The sequence below is a fragment of the Haloplanus sp. genome (assembly GCF_028275055.1).
In the GTDB taxonomy this organism is placed as follows: Archaea; Halobacteriota; Halobacteria; order Halobacteriales; family Haloferacaceae; genus Haloplanus.
Genome location: NZ_JAQCNJ010000077.1, coordinates 12,764 through 32,962, shown reverse-complemented (window position 1 = coordinate 32,962; position 20,199 = coordinate 12,764). Strand labels below are relative to the sequence as shown.

Below are 20,199 nucleotides of genomic sequence, written 5' to 3'. Positions count from 1 at the left end.
CGGACCGAACGAAGACCGCCCGAGCCGACCAGCGGAGTCGTTCCACCCCCGACTCGGACGCCCCGAACGCACAGCCCGTTCGAGCGACCCCCTGTGTCGGGCACCGACGTCATGAGACCGGCCCGAACGACGTAACCTGTGCCGGACGGAACCACCGACCCCCGCTCACTCCCTCGTTGAGTCCAACCATCTTGCGGAGACCGGCTCTCTCACCGGGGCTGCGACCAACCGATAACACCCCTACTATCGGGACAGGTTGGACGCTCCGACAGGACGACAGGAGGCGGTCGTCGGACCGCTCCGACCACCCGGCGCCCGTGGCGGTCCGGGGGAGTCACCGTTCTCGGTGGTCCGAACCGTCGGGGTTGGCGACTCACACGGGCTCGTAGATGCGGATCTCGTCGGGGGTCATGACCGTCGGATGATCCTAGATAATGGTCGATACCCGGCATAGCTTTTCCGAGTGGAACATGCTCATGTTGATCGGGCAGTCCTTTGTCCAATCTTCGAGCGTCGTTCCCTGCTCGTAAACGTCGATCCCAATCGCTCCGAACGCGTCCGTTATGGCCTCATAGATCGTCCCATCGGCCTCGATCCGGTATGTGGTGAGCGGTACCAGTTGTTCGGAAATGTGAGGTAGCTTCATACTGCCGTCTCGGTTTGACACCGCACTAACGGTGGTGCTGATTCCCACTCCTCGGTAACGCGTCGGAAAACCCCTACCGGCGGAACCGGTGTTCAACGTTTATTTCCACTACACGCCCCGTCCGACAGACATCGGGTACGCCTTCGATGCGTACCGCCGATGAACTGCCGGCGACGCTCCGGGCACAATGACCACACACCGTGACGGAGTGTTCCGGAACCAGTCGTTCTACACGGAGACTACCGGCGGGACGGTGGTTCGATCCCGCCTCGACACCGTTGCCGCCTTCCGAACTTCTCGACCGGCGCCTGCAGGGGCGACCACCGTGTCGCTTCGATCGTTTCGGCGGTCGGTCGGGTCGGCCGCCGTGACCCACCGACCGTCGAATTTACCATCCCGCGTCGTCTGTGTCATCATGACTCTGGATGGCGATATCCGTCCCGTGGCCGGCAGTCGTGGCGGCGACGCTGACCGTTTTCGTAGCCGGTGCTACCAACGGCCTCGCGGGCTTTGGCTTCGCCGTCGTCGGTACGATGGCGCTTGCCACGGCGGTCGATCCCGCGGCGGCCGTCGTGTTTATGATCGTCCCCATCTTCGCGGTGAACCTCTCGCTGGTGCGTGACCTTTCGCCGGAGGAGTTACGCACCTGTAGCCGGCGGTTCGCGCCGCTGATCGGCGCGGCGCTGGTCGGCACGGTTCTTGGCATGGTGGTCCTCGACAGCGCTCCATCCGGACCGCTCCGGATCGGCCTCGGACTGCTGACGCTCGGATTCGTCGCGACCGCACAACGGTTCGTCCCCTTTCGCTCCCTCGGCGACGGTCGACGCGGCGCCGTTGTCAGGAGCCGCCCCGGGATGGTCGGCGTCGGCGGTGTCTCGGGGGTCCTGTTTGGCGGCACCAACGTCGGCGTCCAACTCATCGCGTATCTCCGGAGCTTCGACCTTTCTCACGGCCTGTTCGTCGGCGTTGTGGCGCTGGTGTTTCTGGTTCTCAACGGGATCCGCGTCGTCGTTGCCGGGGCGTTCGGCCTGTATCCGAGCGTGTCGGTCGCCGTCGCGTCCGTTCTCGCGGCGGCTCCGGCCGTTGCCGGCGTCGCCGTCGGCAAACGCCTCCGGACGGCCGCCGATGAGCGCGCCCGCAGGGGCGTCGTTCTCTCACTGTTGACCGTCGTCGGCGTCCGGCTCGTCGCCGGTGGCATCGGGGTTGTGTAGGCGGCGGCACGGCCGAGACACGGATCGGTGAGTCCCTTTCGAGTGTCTCCGTGGAACGGACGCCCGACGTCTGTCTCCCCGTTTTCCCGAGGCGGCCCGGCCGTGCGAGATACGATCGGAACCCGGGTCAACCCTGCCTGTCCGGCGACCGGCGTGTACGGATGAGAGGGGTTGCCGGACCGTCGCACGGTCGGCGTAGGATTATACGTTCCCGTGGTGTCCGTACACCTATCTCATGTCAACCGACGGATTCGACCTCGGTAGTCCTGCTCTCACCGCAGAGGACCTCCTCGTCATCGACGACCCACACTTCGGCCCCGAGACGGTCGCCGTCGTGACCGGCGCGGCGTCGGGCATCGGCCAAGCGACCGCGGTCGCACTCGCGGCAAACGGCCTCACCGTCGTCGGTGCCGACATCGACGAGAACGGTCTCGACGACACCGTCTCCCTCGCCGACGAGGTGGACGTCCCCGGGTCCGTCCACCCGGTCCCGACCGACCTCACCGACGGAGACGAGGTGGCGGCGGCCGTTGATGCGGCGGCCGAACGGGGCGACCTGCGTTACGTCGCGAACATCGCTGGGATGCAACACATCTCCTCTATCGCGGGGTTCCCGACGGCGAAGTACGACCTCCTCCTCGACGTCATGCTTCGGGGCCCTTTTCTCACCGCGAAACACGCCATGCCCCACGTCCACGCGACCGACGATGGCGTGGGGGCCATCGGCAACATGTCCTCGATCCACGGCCACTACGCCACCCAGGACAAGGCCGCGTACATCACGGCCAAACACGGACTCAACGGACTGACGAAGGCCATCGCGGCCGAGGGGGAGGGCACTCTCCGTGGCTTTTCGGTCAGCGTCGGCTACGTTCTCACACCGCTGATGGTGAATCAGATCGAGGACACGGCCGAGAAGCGGGGCATCTCCGAGCAGGAGGTCGTCCAGAACGTGATGCTCGGACAGGCACGCACAACGGAGATGATGGCACCCGCCGAGGTGGCCAACCTCTTTGTCTTTGGCTTCTCCGGACACAGCAACCATCTCAACGGCGGCGATATGCTTCACGACGGCGGTTACACCACCACCTATGAGTGACGACCCCACAGAGGTGGCCATCGCCTGTCAGGGCGGGGGCAGTCACACGGCGTTCACCGCCGGCGTGTTACAGGAACTGCTCCGTGGGTGGGACGACGGGCAGGAGCTGGTCGAAATCAGCGGTACGTTGTGCGGGGCGGTCACCGCCTTGACGACGTGGTACGGCCTCGTCACCGCCGACGCGGAGCGGTCCATCGAACTGCTTGACGCGAGCCGGGACGACCTGTCGGCGTCCGACCTCCCGGATCAGTTTATGAACGAGTTCGTTGTCGGTCTGTCGCGGCTCACGAACGCCGGCATCCCGGTGTTCAAGCTCAGCCCGTGCGATGTGCCCGGCGCCGAAGTGGGCAAGACCGCGATTCGAGAGACGCTCAAACGGCATATCGACTTCGCGGAGGTTTCGGTTCTCTGCCGGCGTGACGTGCCCGAACTCGTCGTCGGAACGGTCAACGTCAACGCCGGCACCTTCGAGACGCTCCCCAACGGGGATGTGACTCCGGAGGCCGTACTCGCATCCGCCGCCGTGCCAACCCCGTTCAATGCCGTCGAAATCAACGGCCACTACCACTGGGACGGGCTGTTCTCGCAGAACCCACCCCTTGACGACCTGATGACGGTTGAGCTGTCGCGCAAACGTTGTGGGTGATCCAGATCAATCCGCAGACACGAGAGGGAGAACCGTCGTCGACCGAGGAAATCGCCGACCATCGCAACGAACTCTCGAGACACAGCTCGTTGAATCAGGAACTGCGGGCGATCAAACGGGTAAACGATTGGATCGAGCAGGGGCATCCCCCCGAAAGCGAGTTCTCGAATACGACGATCCATCGGATCGAGATGGGCGAGGCGTACCACTGTTCGACCAAGGTCGACCGTCGTCCGTCGTTTATCAGGGAGCTGATGGAACTGGGTGAACGCCGGGCGGTCGAGTTCAGGGAGCGACGGTGACCGGGAGACGGACGTCGCTTCGGTCGATGTCGTCGGAGTAATGACTCATCTTCGCCCAGTCGTCGAGGCGGTAACATGGCTTTCGTGGACGGGTTGGTGTCCTGTCACGCATGGCATATCGCGAAGGCGGGTGCTACCCGCCCCCAGTGCCCGTCAACCCCGACCGCCTCAGTTACGAATCTACCCAGATAAACAAAAATATTGAGTATAGACGAACTATATATCCATTATAATCCTGAAAAGTTTGAAGAAAAGACACACGATTCGGATTTAAGCAAACACGGCTGCTGTGCGAGACGGATCGGTTTCGGTGGTTCGAAAGATTGAGGACTATTCCACACTCTTGGGTGTGGGAACGGCTCCACGCCCGTGAGCTGTTGCCACACCGGAGCCACCACGTCACCCTTCCGCGTCCAGCACGACATAACATTCGTATGACAGCAAACTTCGAGTCGCGTTTCGATATCGAGTACGACGGGGAGATACCGCCCAGCGTCGACGAGGCAGCGCTTCACCGGATGGAAGCCGTCGCGCACGCACTGGACGAGAGCATCCGGATTCCGGGAACAAACGCCAGCATCGGTATCGACCCGATTCTCGGCCTCCTCCCGGTCGTCGGTGATCTGGCCAGCGCGGGCATCGCGCTCTACATCGTCGTCGAATCTGCCAATCTGGGCGTCTCCTATACGACCTTACTACGGATGATCGCCAACATCAGCATCGACGTGGTTGGTGGCTCAGTTCCGCACATCGGCACCGTTTTCGACCCGTTCTGGAAGGCGAACAAACGCAACATCGGGTACACCCTTGCGGAACTCGCGGAACCACTCACCGAGCGCTCCGACGACGTGGACGACACGGAGGCGGCTGTCGACATCCCGGTTCAGGCCGACTGAGCGTTCACACGACAGGTAGCACTCCGGAGACATCCCACAACGCCACCGACTCGTGAACGCTCGGTCCGTCGCAAAGACCGAAACGGTCCGTGCGTTCGGCCCAGCCACACTACCGCACCCCGCCGCCGACACCGACGGTATCGAGGCGACATCGAGTCGTCGGCACCGGTCCCGTCCGACTGCCCTACCGTCCCAGATCACGGGACAACGGTCCCGGTATCGCCGGACTCGTTGATGCCGGGAGCGTCGGAGTGGAGTGTGTCACACACGGTGGATCGCCGTGACCGGCGGACCGCGCCCGCCTGTCCGGATCTACGTTCGCCGGCCGAGTCCGAATGCGGCCGCCCCCACGACGAGCGTGGAGACGTTCCGGATGAAACGCCACGCTTGCGGCCAGGTCACCCCGACGCACGCTGGTCGGGTGCCGGCAGGTCCGTCTCAACGTCGACATCGTGCCCCGCAACGTAGCCGTTCAACTTTGCCGCGATGGGGGACTCGCGAATATCCGCGTCGGTGTACCCGGCCTCCTCGAAGGCACCGAGAACCGACGACACCGACCGAAGCTTGTACTTCTGGTGGTAGTCTTCCGCCGGATAAAACCGTGAGAGGTCTTCGACACGCGTGGCGACATCATCGACGGTGTGGTCGAGTTCCGCGAGCACCGTGTCGACCGCCCTCTGTCGGGTGGCCGTCGACGCGAACACGACGTTCTGATACTGCGTTTTCGGTGGTTGTGCGAGTGGGTCGTGTTGCCGGAAGACGTCCTCAACGAGATCGCGGTACGTGAGAACGTCCGGATCGAAGTCGACCTGAACCACCTCCGTATGATCGCCCAACGAGTGATAGGATGGGGTGGGCCGTGTCCCACCGGCGTACCCGACACGCGTGCGGACCACGCCGTCCATGGCACCGAACCGTGCATCGGGGCCCCAAAAGCATCCGAGGCCGAACGTTGCCGTGTCGGTCGCTTCTCGATCGGTCGCCTGCGCGTCGTACTCGCGTACTGTGGCCGGTTCGAGTGTCATTGGATTTATCTGTCTGTAGAGTCCGCGGACCGTCCGTCCTGGACTGAGTCGCATCTCACCACACGTTATATGCCCACACACTAATGTTGGGCGTTGCCGTGGGTTGCCGGAGCCATACGGTGATGGCTCTGATACCGATCCAGGGGTCCGGTATCGGCCACGGAAGATCCGTGACGGAGGGAGAGCCACCGGCACTCCTCGGCCGGTGCGTTCGGCAGGGCAACTTTTTTCAACCCACTTTCACCGGTTCCAGGCCGCCTTTCAACTACACCGCGTCGTCCGGACGGTTCTCTGCCCTGGCACACGTTCTATACGAGTCCGAACCGGGTGAGCTGTTACGATCACGCCGTCGCGGGCGCTCCGGAGACAGGATGATGTCCCACACGGACATGTGCTAACCACCCGTTTTCGCTGCGGGTGCGAGACGACTCACGTGCCCATCCCGGCTACCAAACACACGGTGACCGGGGGCCGGATCGCACGCCTACAGCAACAACTCTTTTACCCATCTCATCGAATGAACTGGTATGACCACGGACGAAGCCGAAATCCTCAGACAGGAACTGGAGTCGGTCTTTGGTAACGCGGACTTCCCCGTCGAGGAACCGATGGAGTTGGTGCCGGCGCTTCCGGACGGCCCAGCAACGACGTTTGAAGCCGGTGACGTGACGGTCGGGGTGATGGACTTCGGATCCAAATACGGCGACTATCAGGAGTATCCCTACGAGACGGCGGCTGATCTCGTCGATGATCTAATGACCGGCTTCCACGAAGAAGGGCTGTTCGAGTAGCGAGCCGACTGTGACTCCTGACCGCTAATCTAGCACAGTGTCTGCCTGTCGGCTCCCGACAGGTCATCGGATATGGGCCCGGTTGTGCGGTTCGGTCTCGGGTCGTATCTGCACAGCACCACCGCCGCGTTGTTACCCGAACGGGGTGGCCCGAAGGCGGCGTCTACGACAGCCGAGCCCACGTGACACAAGAACGGACAACACCCCACCCCCGTCGGCGACAACGGGACGGACCCCGTCGAGCGGGTCGGTATCGACACGAGCCCTCCGGGGCAGAACCCGGCCGCACTCAACGCTCCGGCGGTCGTTGTGGCGGTCATGTCTGGATCAGCGTGTCCCTACTAGCAGTTCTCGGGTGTGGTGGGTACGCGGCCTGAGAGACAGTTTTACCCGAACGTCGTTCCCAATCGAACACCTATCGGTAGACGTTGTTAAGGTGGTGATCGACGGACCGGTCCGGATCGACGGTTCGAACACCACGATATCCCGTGGACTGTGATGGAGCCGGTGGGTAGCGTACGCGTGTCGATCGGGACCCGGTCTGCGGTGCCGACTCTCCCGCTTCGACGGGCCGTGTGTCCGCGGCGAGTGGACCATCCCGACCGACGCTCAACGATGGTCGACACCGACTGTCGGTCGCTCCCGTGGCTTCGGGCACACGACGGTATCACAACAGTATTACATCGACCCGACCAACACGTGAACACGCCGTTGTTCTGGCGGCTACACACCCAGATGAGTGTCTCCTCCTGTCCTCTCATATGCTGAGAGACCGACTCGGCGTCGATCCTCAGGTACTGGCGCTCTCGCTGGCCCGTCTGTCCGAGTCGGTTGGCAACTCGTTTCTCATCGTCGTCCTGCCGTTGTTTATCGCCAGTGACTTCATCACCGGCAACAGCCTCGGGCTGACCGAGGTGTTCATCACGGGACTCGTGCTCTCGATTTTCGGCTTTGTCAACAGCCCCCTCCAGCCGTTCACCGGCCGACTCTCCGACCGAACCGGGCGACGCAAGGTGTTTGTCCTGTTCGGACTGGTTCTTATCGCGGTGGCGAGTTTCTCCTACTCGCTGGCGTCGGTGTACTGGCATCTGGTCGGCCTTCGCGTCTTCCAAGGCGTCGCCGGGGCGTTTATCATTCCGACGACCGTCGCGCTGGTCAACGACCTCGCAGAGAAAGGGAATCGGGGCGGCAGTATGGGGACGTACAACACGTTCCGCTTGATCGGGTTCGGTGTCGGTCCGGTCGCCGCCGGCGGTGTCATCGCTGCCGGGCCGTACTCGCTGTCGTTCTCCCCGATGGCGACAACGCTCTCGCTGACGGGATTCGACGCCGCGTTTTATCTGGCCGCCTCGACCGCGACACTGGCGTTCGTGCTGGTGTCGGTACTCATCCATGACCCGGACGTCGACCCCGGCGGATCCGGCCGGTCGGACCCGACGGGTATCGCGGTTTTCGACCGGACCGGCGGCCAACTGCTCGACCCCGTGTTCGCGCTCGGGGTCGTCTCGTTTTTTATGGCCGTCGGCATTGCGGTGTTCGCCACGCTCGGGGGAATCGTCAACGCCGAACTCGGACAGGGTCCCGAGATGTTCGGCCTCCAGTTCGCGGCGTTTATACTCGCTCAGGTGCTGCTTCAGGTGCCAATCGGGCGGGCAACCGACTTCTACGGTCGAAAGCGCTTCATCCTCGTCGGGATGGTGTTACTGGTGCCGACCACGCTCGTTCAAGGGCTCATCCCCGACGCTACGCTTCTCTCCGGGATCATCTCGGGGTCGTGGTCGATGTTTCTCGCGCGGTTTCTCCAAGGGGTCGCCGGGGCGATGGTGTTTGCCCCCGCGCTGGCGCTTGCGGGTGATATCGCCCGTGACGGCCAGTCCGGGTCAACGCTGTCGGTCCTGACGATGGCGTTCGGTCTCGGTGTCGCCGTTGGACCGCTGTTGTCCGGTGTTCTGGTCGCTTGGGGATTCGTGGTCCCCTTTGCGTTCGCGGCGAGTCTCGCGGCGGTGGGCGTTCTCGTCGTTCTGACCCAGGTCGAAGAGGTCATCACCCCCAGCCGGTCGCTCCCGCTGATCGACGCGTGACCCGAACAGGTTGGGCCGACGTCGTGTGTATCTCGCACGCGGGTTCTACAGCCCATCGTATCGCCGTCACAGCAACCAAGCGGGTCCCCGCCGAGGTTCGAAACGAGCCGGTTCGTGACCGCTCGTTCCCGGACCTACCTGATTCGGTGTCGTCGAACCGAGCTCCCCGGTATCGGGCGTGGTCTCGGAGACCGCAGAACGCACACACGGCACAACCCCGGTTTCAGCACGATGGCTGTCCTCGCCCGCGTGGGGTCACCCGTGCTATCATACGCTCGCAGTGCTATTTACCACCATGACGGAGAAACGTGTGTCCCGGCGCCGTCTGCTTGCAGCAGTCGCCCTCTCCAGCCCGGTGACGGGTTGTGCTGGCGTGCTTGAGGAACCCCAATCGGGCGATACGACACCACGCAGGACATCGACAACGACCGCAGAAGGCTCTCCCGGTTCGGCCTCGACCACCAGCGTCGCCGCCACCGAGGCGGTAACCGGTGTCTCGAACCCCTGGGGGCTCGCCGTTCTGCCCGATGAGGCTGGGTTGTTGGTGACCGAACAGGCCGGGCGGCTCCTGTTGGCGGACGTAGCAACCGGCGACCGAACCGAACTGGCGGGAGTCCCCGAGGTCCATGCTCGGGGCCAAGGGGGGCTGCTAGACGTGACGCTCCACCCCAACTTCGACTCGAATCGATTTGTCTACCTCACCTACTCCGTGTCCGGCGAGGGTGGGTCGACCACGCGGATCGGTCGGGGGCAACTCGAGCGCGACCGGAGTCGACTCGCCGACTTCGAACCGGTCTACACCGCTCGCCCGTTCGTCGCGTCGAACGGTCATTACGGGTCACGAGCGGTCTTCGATACCGAGGGGTATCTCTATATTAGTGTGGGTGACCGGCAGTTCAAGAATTTCGGCCCGGGCCACGTCGCACAACAACTGGACAACGACCTCGGTTCGGTGCTGCGACTTCAGGACGATGGCTCTCCTCCCGACTCGAACCCGTTTGTCGACGATCCGGACGCCTCGGACGCGGTGTTCACCTACGGGAACCGGAATCCCCAAGGACTCACCATACATCCCGAAACGGGCGCGGTGTGGGAGACGGAGTACGGCGAACGCGACGGCGACGAGATAAATGTTCTCGCGAAAGGGAAAAATTACGGCTGGCCGGTCGCGGACAACTCCTGTGAGTACGGTACAGAGACTCCGGTCGGCGTCTCGCATCAGGAACGCGAGGACGTGGTTGGCCCCGTCTACGGGTGGGCCTGCGGGAGCGGTGGGTTTCCGCCGAGCGGGACCACCTTCTACGACGGGGACGCGTTCCCCGACTGGCGTGGCGACCTGTTCGTCGCCGGGCTGGCAAAACAGTACCTCGCACACTTTACCGTCGACGGCCGCGAGGTGACCGAGGCGGAGCCGCTGTTGGCCGATCAGGGCCAGCGTATCCGTGATGTGACCGTGTCACCGGCCTCGGGCTACCTCTACGCGGCGGTTGATGCCGACAACGCGCCGATATACCGTATCGCACCCGACGGGTGAGTTCGACGTTGCCCGTTCTCCGGCCGGTTCCGCTCCCGTCAGGTCTCGGTCCGGAGCGTCACGGTCACCCGAGTCAGCCGTTCGGCAACAGCACTCGGTAGACGGGGTGTTACGCCCGACAGGTTCGCCGGTGGTGTCTGTCCGACCAACCGGTAAGTTAGGAGTTACGATCGGAAGCGGTTTGCTTGCTACATGCCACCGTCGTATCACACGGTCGTGCCCTGCCCCCAGTGTGGGGATTCGCTCGGGTGCTGTGACACGGAGGGTGCGTACCGGTCGACGGGTGCCGACACAGCCGGCACAAACGGCCGCCATGGGTGGAGTCGGACACCCTCGGATGCCCCCGAGACACGGGATAGCCTTCGAGAAAGGAGCAGCCGTGAGACGGTGCGATGTTCGAGTGCGATTTCTCGACACGGCGTGTCTCGGGGACGGTGACGGCCGGTTCGAGAAAGGCCACGGAGCGAGAGTCGACGCCCGAACCGGCGAGACACCGCGATTCAACCCACCGCTGAGCGATATCTGCCGTCCCCCGCCGTCGATTCTGACACCACTCGCCCGCCCCGCGTGGACGTGTTCAAACGACGAGATGATCACACCGGTTCATTTTCAAACACATCCGGCCCCCGAGCAGAGCGCCGTCGCAGACCGGTTGCAGGTGTCTGCCCTCGCAGAGAACCGGCCGACCTGTACACACCCACGCCGCTCCGGATGTCTCTACCAGCATACCGGCTGTGTCTTTTTTACTTCTCCGACGTGGGCGTGGGCGTATGACCGACGATGACGACCTCGTGGCGGAGGTCCGAGAACTCAGTTCGGAGGTCGACGCTCTCCACCACCGTGTCGACAGGCTTGAGTCGACAGTGGACAACGAGACACCCTCCGAGGACCACCGACCGAACGAGAACGACCCAACACGCACTCACCCGCCGAACCGACAGGTCAGCGACACAAAGACTGTGACGACCCCCCACGCCGGCCCCGAACAGCCAAACGGCGATGCGGCCGCCACGGCAACCGGATCCGACTCGGCCGGTGAGAACGGGACGGACGATCACAGCAGAAACTGGGAGCGAGACATCGGGATCAGGTGGCTGGGACGTGCCGGCAGCGTCGCACTCGTTCTCGGCATCGTCTTTTTTATTCGAGTGGCCATCGAAGCCGGGCTTCTCGGCCCACTCGGTCGAGTCGTCGCGGGTACCGTCGGCGGAGCCACACTGCTTGCCGGAGGGCGCCACGCCACCCGCTATCGGGGGTACCGGCGGTGGGGACGTATCACTGCTGGCACCGGTCTCGCGATCACGTTTTTCAGCGTCTACTCTGCATACGGGTTCGAGTCGTACCGCACTGCGATCGGCACACCGGTGTGGGCGGTCCTTCTGGGGCTAACGGCGCTCGTCGCAGGGACGATACTCGTCTCCGTCTCCGACGGCAATCCACTGGTGGCTGGCGAGGCGTTTCTGCTGGGCTATGTGACCGCGTATCTCGGCCTCGACTCCGGCAGTTTCGTCGTGACGCCTGCGTACGCACTCCTGCTCACCCTCGGGCTGGTCGCCATCGCCGCGACCCGCCCGTGGAGCCGGTATGTGACGATCAGCATTCCCTTGACGTACGGGCTCGTCGTTGTGTGGTTGGCCGATCTCGACCCCGGGTGGGGGGCCGTGGCCGGCGTCACCGTGGCTGTGTGTGCCGTCTACCTCGCTGGAAGTGCCGTACTCAGGTGGGAACCTCACACCGACGAACGGCACCGTCGCTCGCTACAGGCACTGACGCCTCTCAACGCCGTGTTCGCGGCGGCGCTTCTGGAGTGGACCGTCCGCGAGTGGGTCCCGGAACTGCCGGTTGATGGCGTCGCCGTTGGGGTGATCGCACTCGCGCTGGTCGGGGTCTACGCGGCTACGGCCCATCGGTCCGTCTCGCGGGACGACACGGCCGGGGTAACTGCCGTTGTTCTTTTCGGCGTGAGCGCGGTGTTCGCGGCCGGAACGTTCGCCGCCACGGTCTGGCTCCTCGCGATCGTCTGTGGCGCGGTCGCGGCCGCTCGGTACGGTGCCGGCGGCGCGACCCGGATCGGCGCACACCTCGTCGCGGTGGGGACCGGTATCAAACTTCTCGCCGTCGACACGAGGGAGCTGGCCGAACTCACACTCGCGGAACCGCTCGGAACCGCGACCGGGCGGCCGGCCGCGTTTCTCCTCGTGATCGGGGTCTTCTACGGACTCGCATGGTGGTTCCGTGACGAGACACTCGCTGTGCCAGGCTGGGACGAGCACGTCACGCTGGCACTCCCGTACGTTCTGACCGCCACCGCGCTCACCGGCATTGGGCTCGGTCTCGAACTGTCCGGATTCGGTCTCTCCGTCGCGTGGACAACGTTCGGTGCGGCGCTTTTCGGCGGTGGGCTCCGCACGGACAGGCGTCTGTTCCGGCTCCAAGGTGTGATCGTGTTCGGCGTGACAACGGTCAAGGTGTTTTTGCTCGATACGCAGGGACTCGACACGACCGCCCGGACGATCTCGTTTCTCGTTCTTGGAACCTTTCTGCTGGCAGCGTCGTACGCGTACGCCCGCTGGCAGGGTGACCGTCCGCTCGACCGCCTCGTCGAGTTCTGACCGCGTGAGGCCGTCTTTCGGTGTGGGTGGAACGGAGACTGTGCTCGATCAAACAGGCCCGGCAGCGACCGGATCGGTCCGGCGCGTCATGATAGCCCCCACAACCTCGCCGCCGACACAGCCGGACCCCACAGCCCAACGTGGACGGCAGACGGGCGTCGAATATAGCCGGGCTGACGGTTATACCGAGGCCCCTGCCAGCCTGATGTCGCCGGTCGTCGTCTCGATGGCGAGGTCGTGGGTCCCCTCACCCAACGTCCCGGAGAGGCCGTTATCGCCCCGTGACAGTCCGAGCCCACCCTCGGCGGTCACCGAACCCTCCGTGGTCGTCGCTGTCACGTCGGCGCTGAGGGACGGCCCCAGTCTCGCAGTAATCGCCCCGTTGGTGGAGTCGATTCTCGTGTCGGTGTTTATGGCTGGGACTGTGACGTCGATGTCACCGTTCGCCGTGGTGGTGTCGCCGACCGCCTCGAGACCGTTGGCCTCGACTGCCCCGTTCGTCGTCTGCAAGGACACCGTCCCGGCGACATCCCGAGCCGTGATATCGCCGTTGGCTGTCGCAACCTGATCGACGACAACACCGGCGGGACACCGGATTGTCAACGCGACGGTGGCTACACGAGGGACCGCTGTGTCGGATTCGTCCGCCTCCGTCGTGAGTTCAAGCCGTCCGTTCTCGCGGGTCGTTGCGACGGCCACGTCGTCGAGTGCCCGCTCGGTACCGGTGCGTTCGATTTTCACGGTCATCTCCTCACCGGTGGTCGCCTCGACGGTGACTGCTCCGTTGACGTTGTCGACTGCGAGTGTCGTCTCCGCCGAGACATCGAAACGGCGTACCTCCGTTTCGGTGATCTCTTTGCCACCGGCCGATGTAACACACCCCGGAATCGTGGCGAGGATGGCTCCGGTTCCGGCAAGCATCTTCCGTCTGGACAGTGTGTCTGTTCCCATACTCCGGTGTACATCGTGCCTTTGTAAACCAGCCTCCGCACCGTTTCCGAAGCGGAAACTGGTTTGACAGGCACTCGCCGAGAGGAATCGGTCGTCCGTTTCGTGCGCCTCCGACGGATTCCAACGGCCACACGGTGTCCCGTCGCACGCTTGTGGGCACGTCGGCGGACCGAAGCACAACGACGGCCGACGGTGATATTCGGGTCCGACGGCTCCCTCGCTTGTGGTGGCTCCGAGCGACGGCCCGTAACCTCGAACCGGTGGCTGGCGGCAGTGCACCCGGTGTCCGTGTGGTCGCGGCGACGCAACGAGAACGCCGTGAGTGTCGCCGCTTGGGCACTCCGACATGCGTATTCTTTATTATTGTCTCGATACCACACGATGGTGCCATCGCACATGCCCTCCGAGACACACAGAGTGAACCGGACGAACCCGGGATACGTCGCGACCGTCGCCAGCGTTCTCGCCACCGGTGCAGTGGTGTTTTTCGCCGCGCTCACTCGATCCGGCCCGACGGTCAACGACGTGATCTTCGTCGCGTTGAGTATCACCGTTCCGGCGACTCTCGCATACGAACTTGCCCGTCGGTTGTGATGAGCGCCGGCCGTCCGTGCGAGCTGTCATGATACCAAACGAGAACTCGCGTCCACGACTCGGCTGATACATGCACGTCCGCCCCCCCACGGAGTTGGAAACACGTCGTGTCGGGAGCGTCGCGGCCGTCGCCAACCTCGTTCCGCTGGTCGGCGTCCTGACCCTCGGGTGGGACGTCTACTCGCTTCTGTTGCTCTACTGGCTCGAAAGCCTGGTCACGGTGCTGCTGGCCGCGGCGAAGGCACTGTTCGCCGAGCGTGGCTCGCCGGGGGTTCCGGATATCGAGCCACTCCACGAACTCCGCGAGAAGCGCGGCGGCTGGCGTCTCACCTCCCGGATACCGGCGGTCTATCCACGGAACGTTCCGTTCGCGGCGTCGATACTCGGGTTCTGGATCGTCGCCGTCTTTCCGGTGAGTCTTCTCTACTGGCTGACGGCGGGACCGGCGATACGTCCCTCGCTGGACCTGCTCGTCGCCGGTATCGGACTGTTGATCACACAGGTCGACGAGTTCCGGTCAGACTACCTCGCCGGTCGAGCGTACACCGAGGTCTCCGCACAGGAGATCCTGCGTGAACCTGTACAGCTCGGCCTTGTGCTTCTCGTGTTGGGGTTTGTCGCCGGCATCGGCGACCGACCCGATGGGCTGTTCCTGCTTACCGGCATCGTCATCGCCAAGACCGCGGCCTCCGTCTATCGGATCGTCACCGAACATACGGACCTTCCGGTGCCGGCCGTTATCGAAGGGGCAGTCGACGGGAACCACACCGAGCCGCTTCCGGATGTCGATGCTCCCGAGGGACCCGTTCTCGGACGGGCTTCCGTCGACACGGCACCGGTTCTTCTCGGGAGCCTCCCGATGGTCGCGTTCGGGTTTGTCCACCGATCCACGCTCGCCATCCTCGCCGCACTCACACTCGCCGCGCTCACCGGTGGACCGGTCTGGGTTGGGCTGTGGGTGGCGTTCGTCCTCGTCGTTGCCGGCGCGCGTATCGGGAGTTACTATCTGCGGTACGGAACGATCGAGTATCGTCGGTACGAGCGCCGACTCGTGGCCTACGACACCGTGCTCGGGGCCGTCCAGTGGACCGCCCCGGTGAACACGACCACGTTCTCGACCCGCAACGCGATACCCGATCGACTGCTCGACACCGGGACACTAGAGGTATCCGGGGCAGCCCCCGGCGACCGTGATGTCCAACTCGGCCCGGTCGCCGACCTCGACGCCACAGTCGAGACGCTCGACCTCCCCGTATCGGACTCTACCCGTCCCGAGCGGGATGTGGCCGTTATCGTGTCCGCGGTGCTGCTTGCGCTTTCGTTTCTCGCCGTGCCGGCCGGTCTCGCGTTCAGTCCAGCGCTGAACACCGCACAGCTGGTCGGTCTCGCCATCAGCGTCGGGCCGATCTTTCTGCTACCGGTGGTGCTGATGTTGTGGGCGGCGCTCAGACGAATCTGAGAACGACCGCCTGTCGGTGTCAAACCGGGCGAGCCGGAGCGACCCTGCGGTCGGTGGCTCGATGGTCCGGTAAAAGTCGGGAGTGAGAGCCGACACCTACCACACGTGGTCGAAAAGCACTACTCGGCAGGAATCCGAACACGGGTGCGATGGGAGCCACAACGCTGGCCTGGCGTCTTTGTCGAAGCTTTGTAGCCCCGTCCGGAATACGAACCTGGCGAGACGAGGGAACCTCTACGACAATGGCCACTACCGAGCAAAGCGCCGCGGACTCGGCTGTCACGTGGGCCGTGTTCCCGGACCGCGACACCGACCGGATTCGACTCACGGTGTTACATCTCGCCGCCGGTATCCCCGGACTGCTCGGGGTTGCGCTGCTTGGGGCGCTCGTGTTCGTCATCGTGGACGGAACCGCCGGCGAAAACGTCGGATCGACGGTTCTCGTCGTCGTTCTCCTGTTTATCGGTGGACCGGCGTCGCTGGTGTACATTCTGCTTGCGGTCGGGTATGTGACCGAGCGTGAGGTGGCGAGGCTTGCACCACCGGTGGGATGGGTTCGTCTCCGCTATCTCCCAATCACCTTGCTCGGCGCCGGTATCGTGCTCTTGCTGCCGGCGATTCGGCCGGAACTGTTACTTGTGTATGTGGGCGCTCTCGTTGCCTGTAAGGTGGTTGTCGACCTCCGATACACGGTTGGCCGACTCGACCCGGAGACGGCCTCGCTCTGGCAGGTGAGCGGCGCGGCAGCCGCCGACTACACCGGTAATGCGAGGCTTGACCCGGACGACAGGCAGGTTCGGACGTTCGATATCTCGCCGCTTGAGCGCGTCCACGAGCGACAGGTGGGTAACTACACGATCTTTTTCCCCGGTACCGCTCCCGGGGATGGTGGGGTCGACCGCTCATGTTCGTTGTCCCGAACGACACCGCCGCCGAGGTTGAGACGGCCCTCGACACCGTGATCCGGACACACGACTGGACGCCCGGCGACGGACTAACCAGGGCCGTTCGGGTCGTTCTCGGGGGTCTTGGGGTCGTTTTTCTCGGGGCGACGGGCGGATTCGTCGTCGTCGGGGCCGACGTTCTCCCTATCGTTGCATACGTGGCCGCGACCCTCGGGACGTTCGGGGCGGCGATGCTCTATCTTGCGATCCGTGGATGAGAACGGGCGTGTCGGATACAACCTTGTGTGCTCGGTAGCCTCTTCCCAGGATTCTGCGGGAACTCGACCCACAGCCGAGGCTGCTACTCGAATCGCTCGGGTTCGATACCGGCCGGTCGGAGCGCGTTCGCCGTCGCGCCGAGACGCATCCACATGTTGTCGACGACCCGACGACCGATAGAAAAGAGGTTAGCCCGAGGCGACGAATTCACCGATGAATGCAGGCAAACGAATGGCTCCGTCGACACCAAGTCCTCGTGTACGCGGCCGCGGTCGCACTGTCGGTCGCCGTCGGAGCAGGCCGGCCGGCGTGGGCCACCCACATCGAAAACGGTATCAATCCCATTCTGGCCGTTCTGTTGTACGTGACCTTTCTCGAGATTCCGTTCGTACGCTTCCGCCATGCGTTCACCAACGGACGGTTCATCGGGGCCGCACTCGGGCTGAACTTTCTCGTCGTCCCGGTCGTGGTGTGGGGGCTCACCCGCGCTCTGCCGTCCGATCGGGTTATCCTCGTCGGCGTGTTGCTGGTGCTGTTGACGCCGTGTATCGACTACGTCATCACCTTTACCGATCTTGCTGATGGTGACGCCGAACAACTCACCGCGACGACGCCGGTGCTGATGCTGGCACAACTGCTCCTGCTTCCGGTGTATCTCTGGCTGTTCGTCGGCCCGGAGTTCGCGGCGGTCGTTGAAGCCGGTCCGTTCGTTGAGGCGTTTGTGCTGCTCATCGCCCTGCCGCTGGGACTGGCGTGGCTTACAGAGGCCGGAGCGGAGCAATCGCCCCGAATCGAGTCGGTACAGGAGGCGCTGGGGTGGTTCCCCGTGCCGATGATGGGGATGACACTGTTCGTGGTGATCGCCTCGCAGTTCCCTCGCGTACAGGGCGCGTTCGACCGGATTGCAGTGGTCGTGCCCGTCTACGTCGCGTTTCTGCTCATCATGCCGTTGCTCGGGCGACTGTCGGGCGGTCTGCTCGGGATGGCGGTCGGTGAGCGGCGGGCACTGGTGTTCACCTCCGTGACGCGGAACTCGCTGGTCGTTCTGCCGTTGGCGTTGGCGCTGCCGGCCGGCTACGAATTGGTACCGGCAATCGTCGTCACACAGACACTGGTCGAGTTGAGCGGGATGGTCGTCCTCACGCGGGTTGTTCCGACGGTACTGCTTCCGGCCTCGTCGGCGGACGACGATCAGCCGACTGCCCCGGGTGGTGAGTAATTCCCGGCCGTAACCGAGACACGCCCTGCATGCGACACTGTCGTTTGAATCACGTGGCGTTTATGCGTAACCGCGTGACCGATGTAGAGAACGTCTGCGGCGGCCGGTCGTCGTTTTTAATCCCATTAGCGATGAAAAATCGAGTAAACGTGCGAGCTAACTGTCCCGACACACGACGTTCGAACTCCCGGATTCCCCGAGGATAGAAAACATCCACACCCCTATTCGTACGCCGTTAGCGGTGGGTGTTGAGCAGTGCGACGGTGGCTCCGAGAATCATACCGGAGAGATGTGCGACACCGGAGGCTTGTCGTGAGAACTCTCGGTCGGCCCACACGACCCGATCCGAGTCGGGTTGTCCGGCGCTCGATGGGGTAGTTCGACCCGTTCCGATAGACGGTGTGTCAGGTGACCGACATTGGTGCTCAGGCGTCCGATCAGCCACCAGTTCAGCCCCGCTGTCATCGATGCGCCGGCGAGTGTGTCCCGCGCTGTCGACGGAACCGACCACGGCGCGTCGGAACCGGTCACGCGACTCCGGCGTCGTTATCGACGGTGGTCGTGTTCCCTTGGTCGTCGGTAACCGTTCTGATCGTGTTCTCACGGGTCGCGTTGTCGATGAGTTTGAGCCTCCCGGTGTCCGCACCGACGAAGTATATCTCCAGCGGATCGTCGCCGTCGAAGTTGCCCGCCGCGATGGGTGCCTTCGCCGCCGTGCCGCTGCTGGTCAGCGCCGTGGTGTCACCGTTTTCGTCGGTGAGCTTGATGTTGTTACCCCCATCGACGTAGGGCACACGGACCGTTCCGTCACCGTTGAAATCGGCCGGTTCGCCGAGACCGATGCCGTTGTTGGTACCGTACCCCACACCGGTGCCGACGACCGTCCCGTCGTCGTCGATGTAGATGACCGAGTTGCTCGTCCCGTCCGGACCGTTGCCGCCGTAGATCAGTTCGACGGCCCCATCGCCGTCGATGTCGCCGATTCCGGCGACTCCCTGTGCTTCTATACTCGATTCCGCATCGATCGGTGTGGTCGTTCCGTCGCTGGTCACCCGGACGATGTGTGACGTGCCGTTGACATAGAAGATAGACGGATCGCTACCCTGCCAACGGCCCGCCGAGAGCCGGGTGAACCCGGTTCGTGCGTCGGTTGCGAGAACGACCCGATTCCCCGTCTCGGTCGCGACAGTCACGTTCCCACCGCTGGTGACCGACGGGAGTTCATTGACCTTCTGGGTGAGGAAGTTCGATATCGGAGGGCCGACCGCTGTCGCCGTTCCCGGGTAGTTCGTGTACCGATCGTCGCGTCCGTACGACCGGAGGGAGTCGGTGTCGTCGGTAAACGCGACGTTCGCCGTCTGTCTGAAGACATCGACCGGCACCCTCGATGCGACGCCGTACTCGGTGACGACCTTCACGTAGGTGGGAGGCGGGGCGTCGACACGGAATTCGAGCGTCTCCCCCTGTGCCCACACGCCGGTGTTGCGTTCCCCGACGACGGTGCTGTCCCTACTCTCCGCCGTGATATACCGCCCGTCGACGAGGATGTCGGTCGCGGAGACGGACAGTTCCGTCGCCCCCGTGTTTTTCACACTGAGCCGAAGCGTGCCGGCGGCATAGTCCGCACCGACGACCGTGATGTCGGTCTTCCGAAGTTCATCGGAGTGTGTCCGCTCGTCTTCCAGCGAATCGCTCGTTCGTTCGGCCGCGTTCCAGACCGATCCGTACATGATCCCTACGGACATGAAGAGTGCAAAAGCCAGAATCCCGTACGAAGCGCTGACCTCGAGTCCCATGCCATCGTACATGACAACCCCCGAATATTAAGAACTGTCGGTCGTTGCCCACCTCACCGACGCCTCGGATCCGTTATACACCCAGACCAGACGGGGTTCCCGTGTCGCTCCGGGCGGGTCAGTTCGGGTCCGTCCGAGACGGGCCCGATGACCGTTTACTCTGGAGGTATGTAC

At 63.8% G+C, this 20,199-nt stretch carries 18 protein-coding genes; 14 read left to right on the top strand and 4 right to left on the bottom strand.

Translation table 11 applies throughout. The features are described 5' to 3' along the window. Positions 1-427: 427 nt before the first annotated feature. A complete protein-coding gene (locus Q0925_RS10160; RefSeq protein ID WP_299334984.1) occupies positions 428-646 on the bottom strand; it encodes a hypothetical protein in 219 nt (72 codons plus the stop codon). 425 nt (positions 647-1,071) lie between these two features. Here Q0925_RS10160 and Q0925_RS10155 point away from each other — a divergent pair, with 425 nt between their 5' ends. The 5 genes from Q0925_RS10155 (at position 1,072) to Q0925_RS10135 (ending at position 4,800) form a co-directional block, all read left to right on the top strand. Continuing rightward, entirely contained in the window at positions 1,072-1,857 is a 786-nt protein-coding gene (locus tag Q0925_RS10155; protein ID WP_299334981.1) for a TSUP family transporter, read from the top strand. Between the two features lie 235 nt (positions 1,858-2,092). Continuing rightward, positions 2,093-2,956 carry an SDR family oxidoreductase gene (locus Q0925_RS10150; protein WP_299334978.1) on the top strand — a complete coding sequence of 288 codons (864 nt, stop codon included), beginning with the start codon at positions 2,093-2,095 and terminating at the stop codon, positions 2,954-2,956. Then, the gene (locus Q0925_RS10145) at positions 2,949-3,602 is read left to right on the top strand and encodes a patatin-like phospholipase family protein (RefSeq protein ID WP_299334976.1); all 654 of its coding nucleotides are present in this window, start codon (positions 2,949-2,951) and stop codon (positions 3,600-3,602) included. Before Q0925_RS10150 ends, Q0925_RS10145 begins: the two co-directional genes overlap by 8 nt. Positions 3,603-3,691: 89 nt before the next feature. Next, positions 3,692-3,904: a hypothetical protein gene (locus tag Q0925_RS10140; protein WP_299334974.1), complete on the top strand. Its 213-nt coding sequence runs from the start codon at positions 3,692-3,694 to the stop codon at positions 3,902-3,904. A 434-nt stretch (positions 3,905-4,338) separates the two neighbouring features. Continuing rightward, entirely contained in the window at positions 4,339-4,800 is a 462-nt protein-coding gene (locus Q0925_RS10135; protein WP_299334972.1) for a DUF4112 domain-containing protein, read from the top strand. Between the two features lie 398 nt (positions 4,801-5,198). Here the strand turns inward: Q0925_RS10135 and Q0925_RS10130 are convergent, their stop codons facing one another. Then, complete coding sequence (locus Q0925_RS10130) at positions 5,199-5,825, bottom strand: peptide-methionine (S)-S-oxide reductase MsrA (RefSeq protein WP_299335057.1); 627 nt, start codon at positions 5,823-5,825, stop codon at positions 5,199-5,201. Positions 5,826-6,352: 527 nt separating this feature from the next. Here Q0925_RS10130 and Q0925_RS10125 point away from each other — a divergent pair. The 4 genes from Q0925_RS10125 to Q0925_RS10110 all read left to right on the top strand — a co-directional run bounded on the left by Q0925_RS10125 (position 6,353) and on the right by Q0925_RS10110 (position 12,843). Beyond that, entirely contained in the window at positions 6,353-6,616 is a 264-nt protein-coding gene (locus Q0925_RS10125) for an MTH865 family protein (protein WP_299334969.1), read from the top strand. A gap of 761 nt (positions 6,617-7,377) precedes the next feature. Next, positions 7,378-8,697: an MFS transporter gene (locus Q0925_RS10120; RefSeq protein ID WP_299334967.1), complete on the top strand. Its 1,320-nt coding sequence runs from the start codon at positions 7,378-7,380 to the stop codon at positions 8,695-8,697. A 295-nt stretch (positions 8,698-8,992) separates the two neighbouring features. Then, a complete protein-coding gene (locus Q0925_RS10115) occupies positions 8,993-10,231 on the top strand; it encodes a PQQ-dependent sugar dehydrogenase (protein ID WP_299334964.1) in 1,239 nt (412 codons plus the stop codon). A 770-nt stretch (positions 10,232-11,001) separates the two neighbouring features. After that, positions 11,002-12,843, top strand: coding sequence for a DUF2339 domain-containing protein (locus Q0925_RS10110; RefSeq protein WP_299334962.1), 1,842 nt, complete (start codon positions 11,002-11,004; stop codon positions 12,841-12,843). 180 nt (positions 12,844-13,023) lie between these two features. On the opposite strand, the gene Q0925_RS10105 is transcribed toward Q0925_RS10110, so the two are convergent. Next, a complete protein-coding gene (locus Q0925_RS10105) occupies positions 13,024-13,794 on the bottom strand; it encodes a DUF4097 family beta strand repeat-containing protein (protein WP_299334961.1) in 771 nt (256 codons plus the stop codon). 381 nt (positions 13,795-14,175) lie between these two features. Between Q0925_RS10105 and Q0925_RS10100 the strand changes: the two genes are divergently transcribed. The 5 genes from Q0925_RS10100 (at position 14,176) to Q0925_RS10080 (ending at position 18,229) form a co-directional block, all read left to right on the top strand. Beyond that, entirely contained in the window at positions 14,176-14,388 is a 213-nt protein-coding gene (locus Q0925_RS10100; RefSeq protein WP_299334959.1) for a hypothetical protein, read from the top strand. A gap of 70 nt (positions 14,389-14,458) precedes the next feature. Next, entirely contained in the window at positions 14,459-15,847 is a 1,389-nt protein-coding gene (locus Q0925_RS10095; RefSeq protein ID WP_299334957.1) for a DUF6498-containing protein, read from the top strand. A gap of 242 nt (positions 15,848-16,089) precedes the next feature. After that, a complete protein-coding gene (locus Q0925_RS10090; RefSeq protein WP_299334955.1) occupies positions 16,090-16,809 on the top strand; it encodes a hypothetical protein in 720 nt (239 codons plus the stop codon). Continuing rightward, positions 16,752-17,009 (top strand): hypothetical protein, encoded by a 258-nt coding sequence (locus Q0925_RS10085; RefSeq protein ID WP_299334954.1) that lies wholly within the window; start codon positions 16,752-16,754, stop codon positions 17,007-17,009. Before Q0925_RS10090 ends, Q0925_RS10085 begins: the two co-directional genes overlap by 58 nt. 218 nt (positions 17,010-17,227) lie before the next feature. After that, complete coding sequence (locus Q0925_RS10080; protein ID WP_299334951.1) at positions 17,228-18,229, top strand: arsenic resistance protein; 1,002 nt, start codon at positions 17,228-17,230, stop codon at positions 18,227-18,229. Positions 18,230-18,756: 527 nt separating this feature from the next. On the opposite strand, the gene Q0925_RS10075 is transcribed toward Q0925_RS10080, so the two are convergent. After that, on the bottom strand, positions 18,757-20,025 hold the full coding sequence (locus Q0925_RS10075) for a hypothetical protein (RefSeq protein ID WP_299334948.1): 1,269 nt from the start codon (positions 20,023-20,025) through the stop codon (positions 18,757-18,759). Positions 20,026-20,199 lie beyond the last annotated feature (174 nt).

Bases quoted from the DNA above. Each gene is read 5' to 3' on its own strand.
- Q0925_RS10100 (WP_299334959.1), top strand. From the start codon at position 14,176: ATGGTGCCATCGCACATGCCCTCCGAGACACACAGAGTGAACCGGACG.
- Q0925_RS10125 (WP_299334969.1), top strand. From the start codon at position 6,353: ATGACCACGGACGAAGCCGAAATCCTCAGACAGGAACTGGAGTCGGTC.
- Q0925_RS10115 (WP_299334964.1), top strand. From the start codon at position 8,993: ATGACGGAGAAACGTGTGTCCCGGCGCCGTCTGCTTGCAGCAGTCGCC.
- Q0925_RS10160 (WP_299334984.1), bottom strand. From the start codon at position 646: ATGAAGCTACCTCACATTTCCGAACAACTGGTACCGCTCACCACATAC.
- Q0925_RS10145 (WP_299334976.1), top strand. From the start codon at position 2,949: ATGAGTGACGACCCCACAGAGGTGGCCATCGCCTGTCAGGGCGGGGGC.
- Q0925_RS10090 (WP_299334955.1), top strand. From the start codon at position 16,090: ATGGCCACTACCGAGCAAAGCGCCGCGGACTCGGCTGTCACGTGGGCC.
- Q0925_RS10085 (WP_299334954.1), top strand. From the start codon at position 16,752: ATGTTCGTTGTCCCGAACGACACCGCCGCCGAGGTTGAGACGGCCCTC.
- Q0925_RS10150 (WP_299334978.1), top strand. From the start codon at position 2,093: ATGTCAACCGACGGATTCGACCTCGGTAGTCCTGCTCTCACCGCAGAG.
- Q0925_RS10155 (WP_299334981.1), top strand. From the start codon at position 1,072: ATGGCGATATCCGTCCCGTGGCCGGCAGTCGTGGCGGCGACGCTGACC.
- Q0925_RS10080 (WP_299334951.1), top strand. From the start codon at position 17,228: ATGCAGGCAAACGAATGGCTCCGTCGACACCAAGTCCTCGTGTACGCG.
- Q0925_RS10075 (WP_299334948.1), bottom strand. From the start codon at position 20,025: ATGGGACTCGAGGTCAGCGCTTCGTACGGGATTCTGGCTTTTGCACTC.
- Q0925_RS10135 (WP_299334972.1), top strand. From the start codon at position 4,339: ATGACAGCAAACTTCGAGTCGCGTTTCGATATCGAGTACGACGGGGAG.
- Q0925_RS10120 (WP_299334967.1), top strand. From the start codon at position 7,378: ATGCTGAGAGACCGACTCGGCGTCGATCCTCAGGTACTGGCGCTCTCG.
- Q0925_RS10130 (WP_299335057.1), bottom strand. From the start codon at position 5,825: ATGACACTCGAACCGGCCACAGTACGCGAGTACGACGCGCAGGCGACC.
- Q0925_RS10110 (WP_299334962.1), top strand. From the start codon at position 11,002: ATGACCGACGATGACGACCTCGTGGCGGAGGTCCGAGAACTCAGTTCG.
- Q0925_RS10095 (WP_299334957.1), top strand. From the start codon at position 14,459: ATGCACGTCCGCCCCCCCACGGAGTTGGAAACACGTCGTGTCGGGAGC.
- Q0925_RS10105 (WP_299334961.1), bottom strand. From the start codon at position 13,794: ATGGGAACAGACACACTGTCCAGACGGAAGATGCTTGCCGGAACCGGA.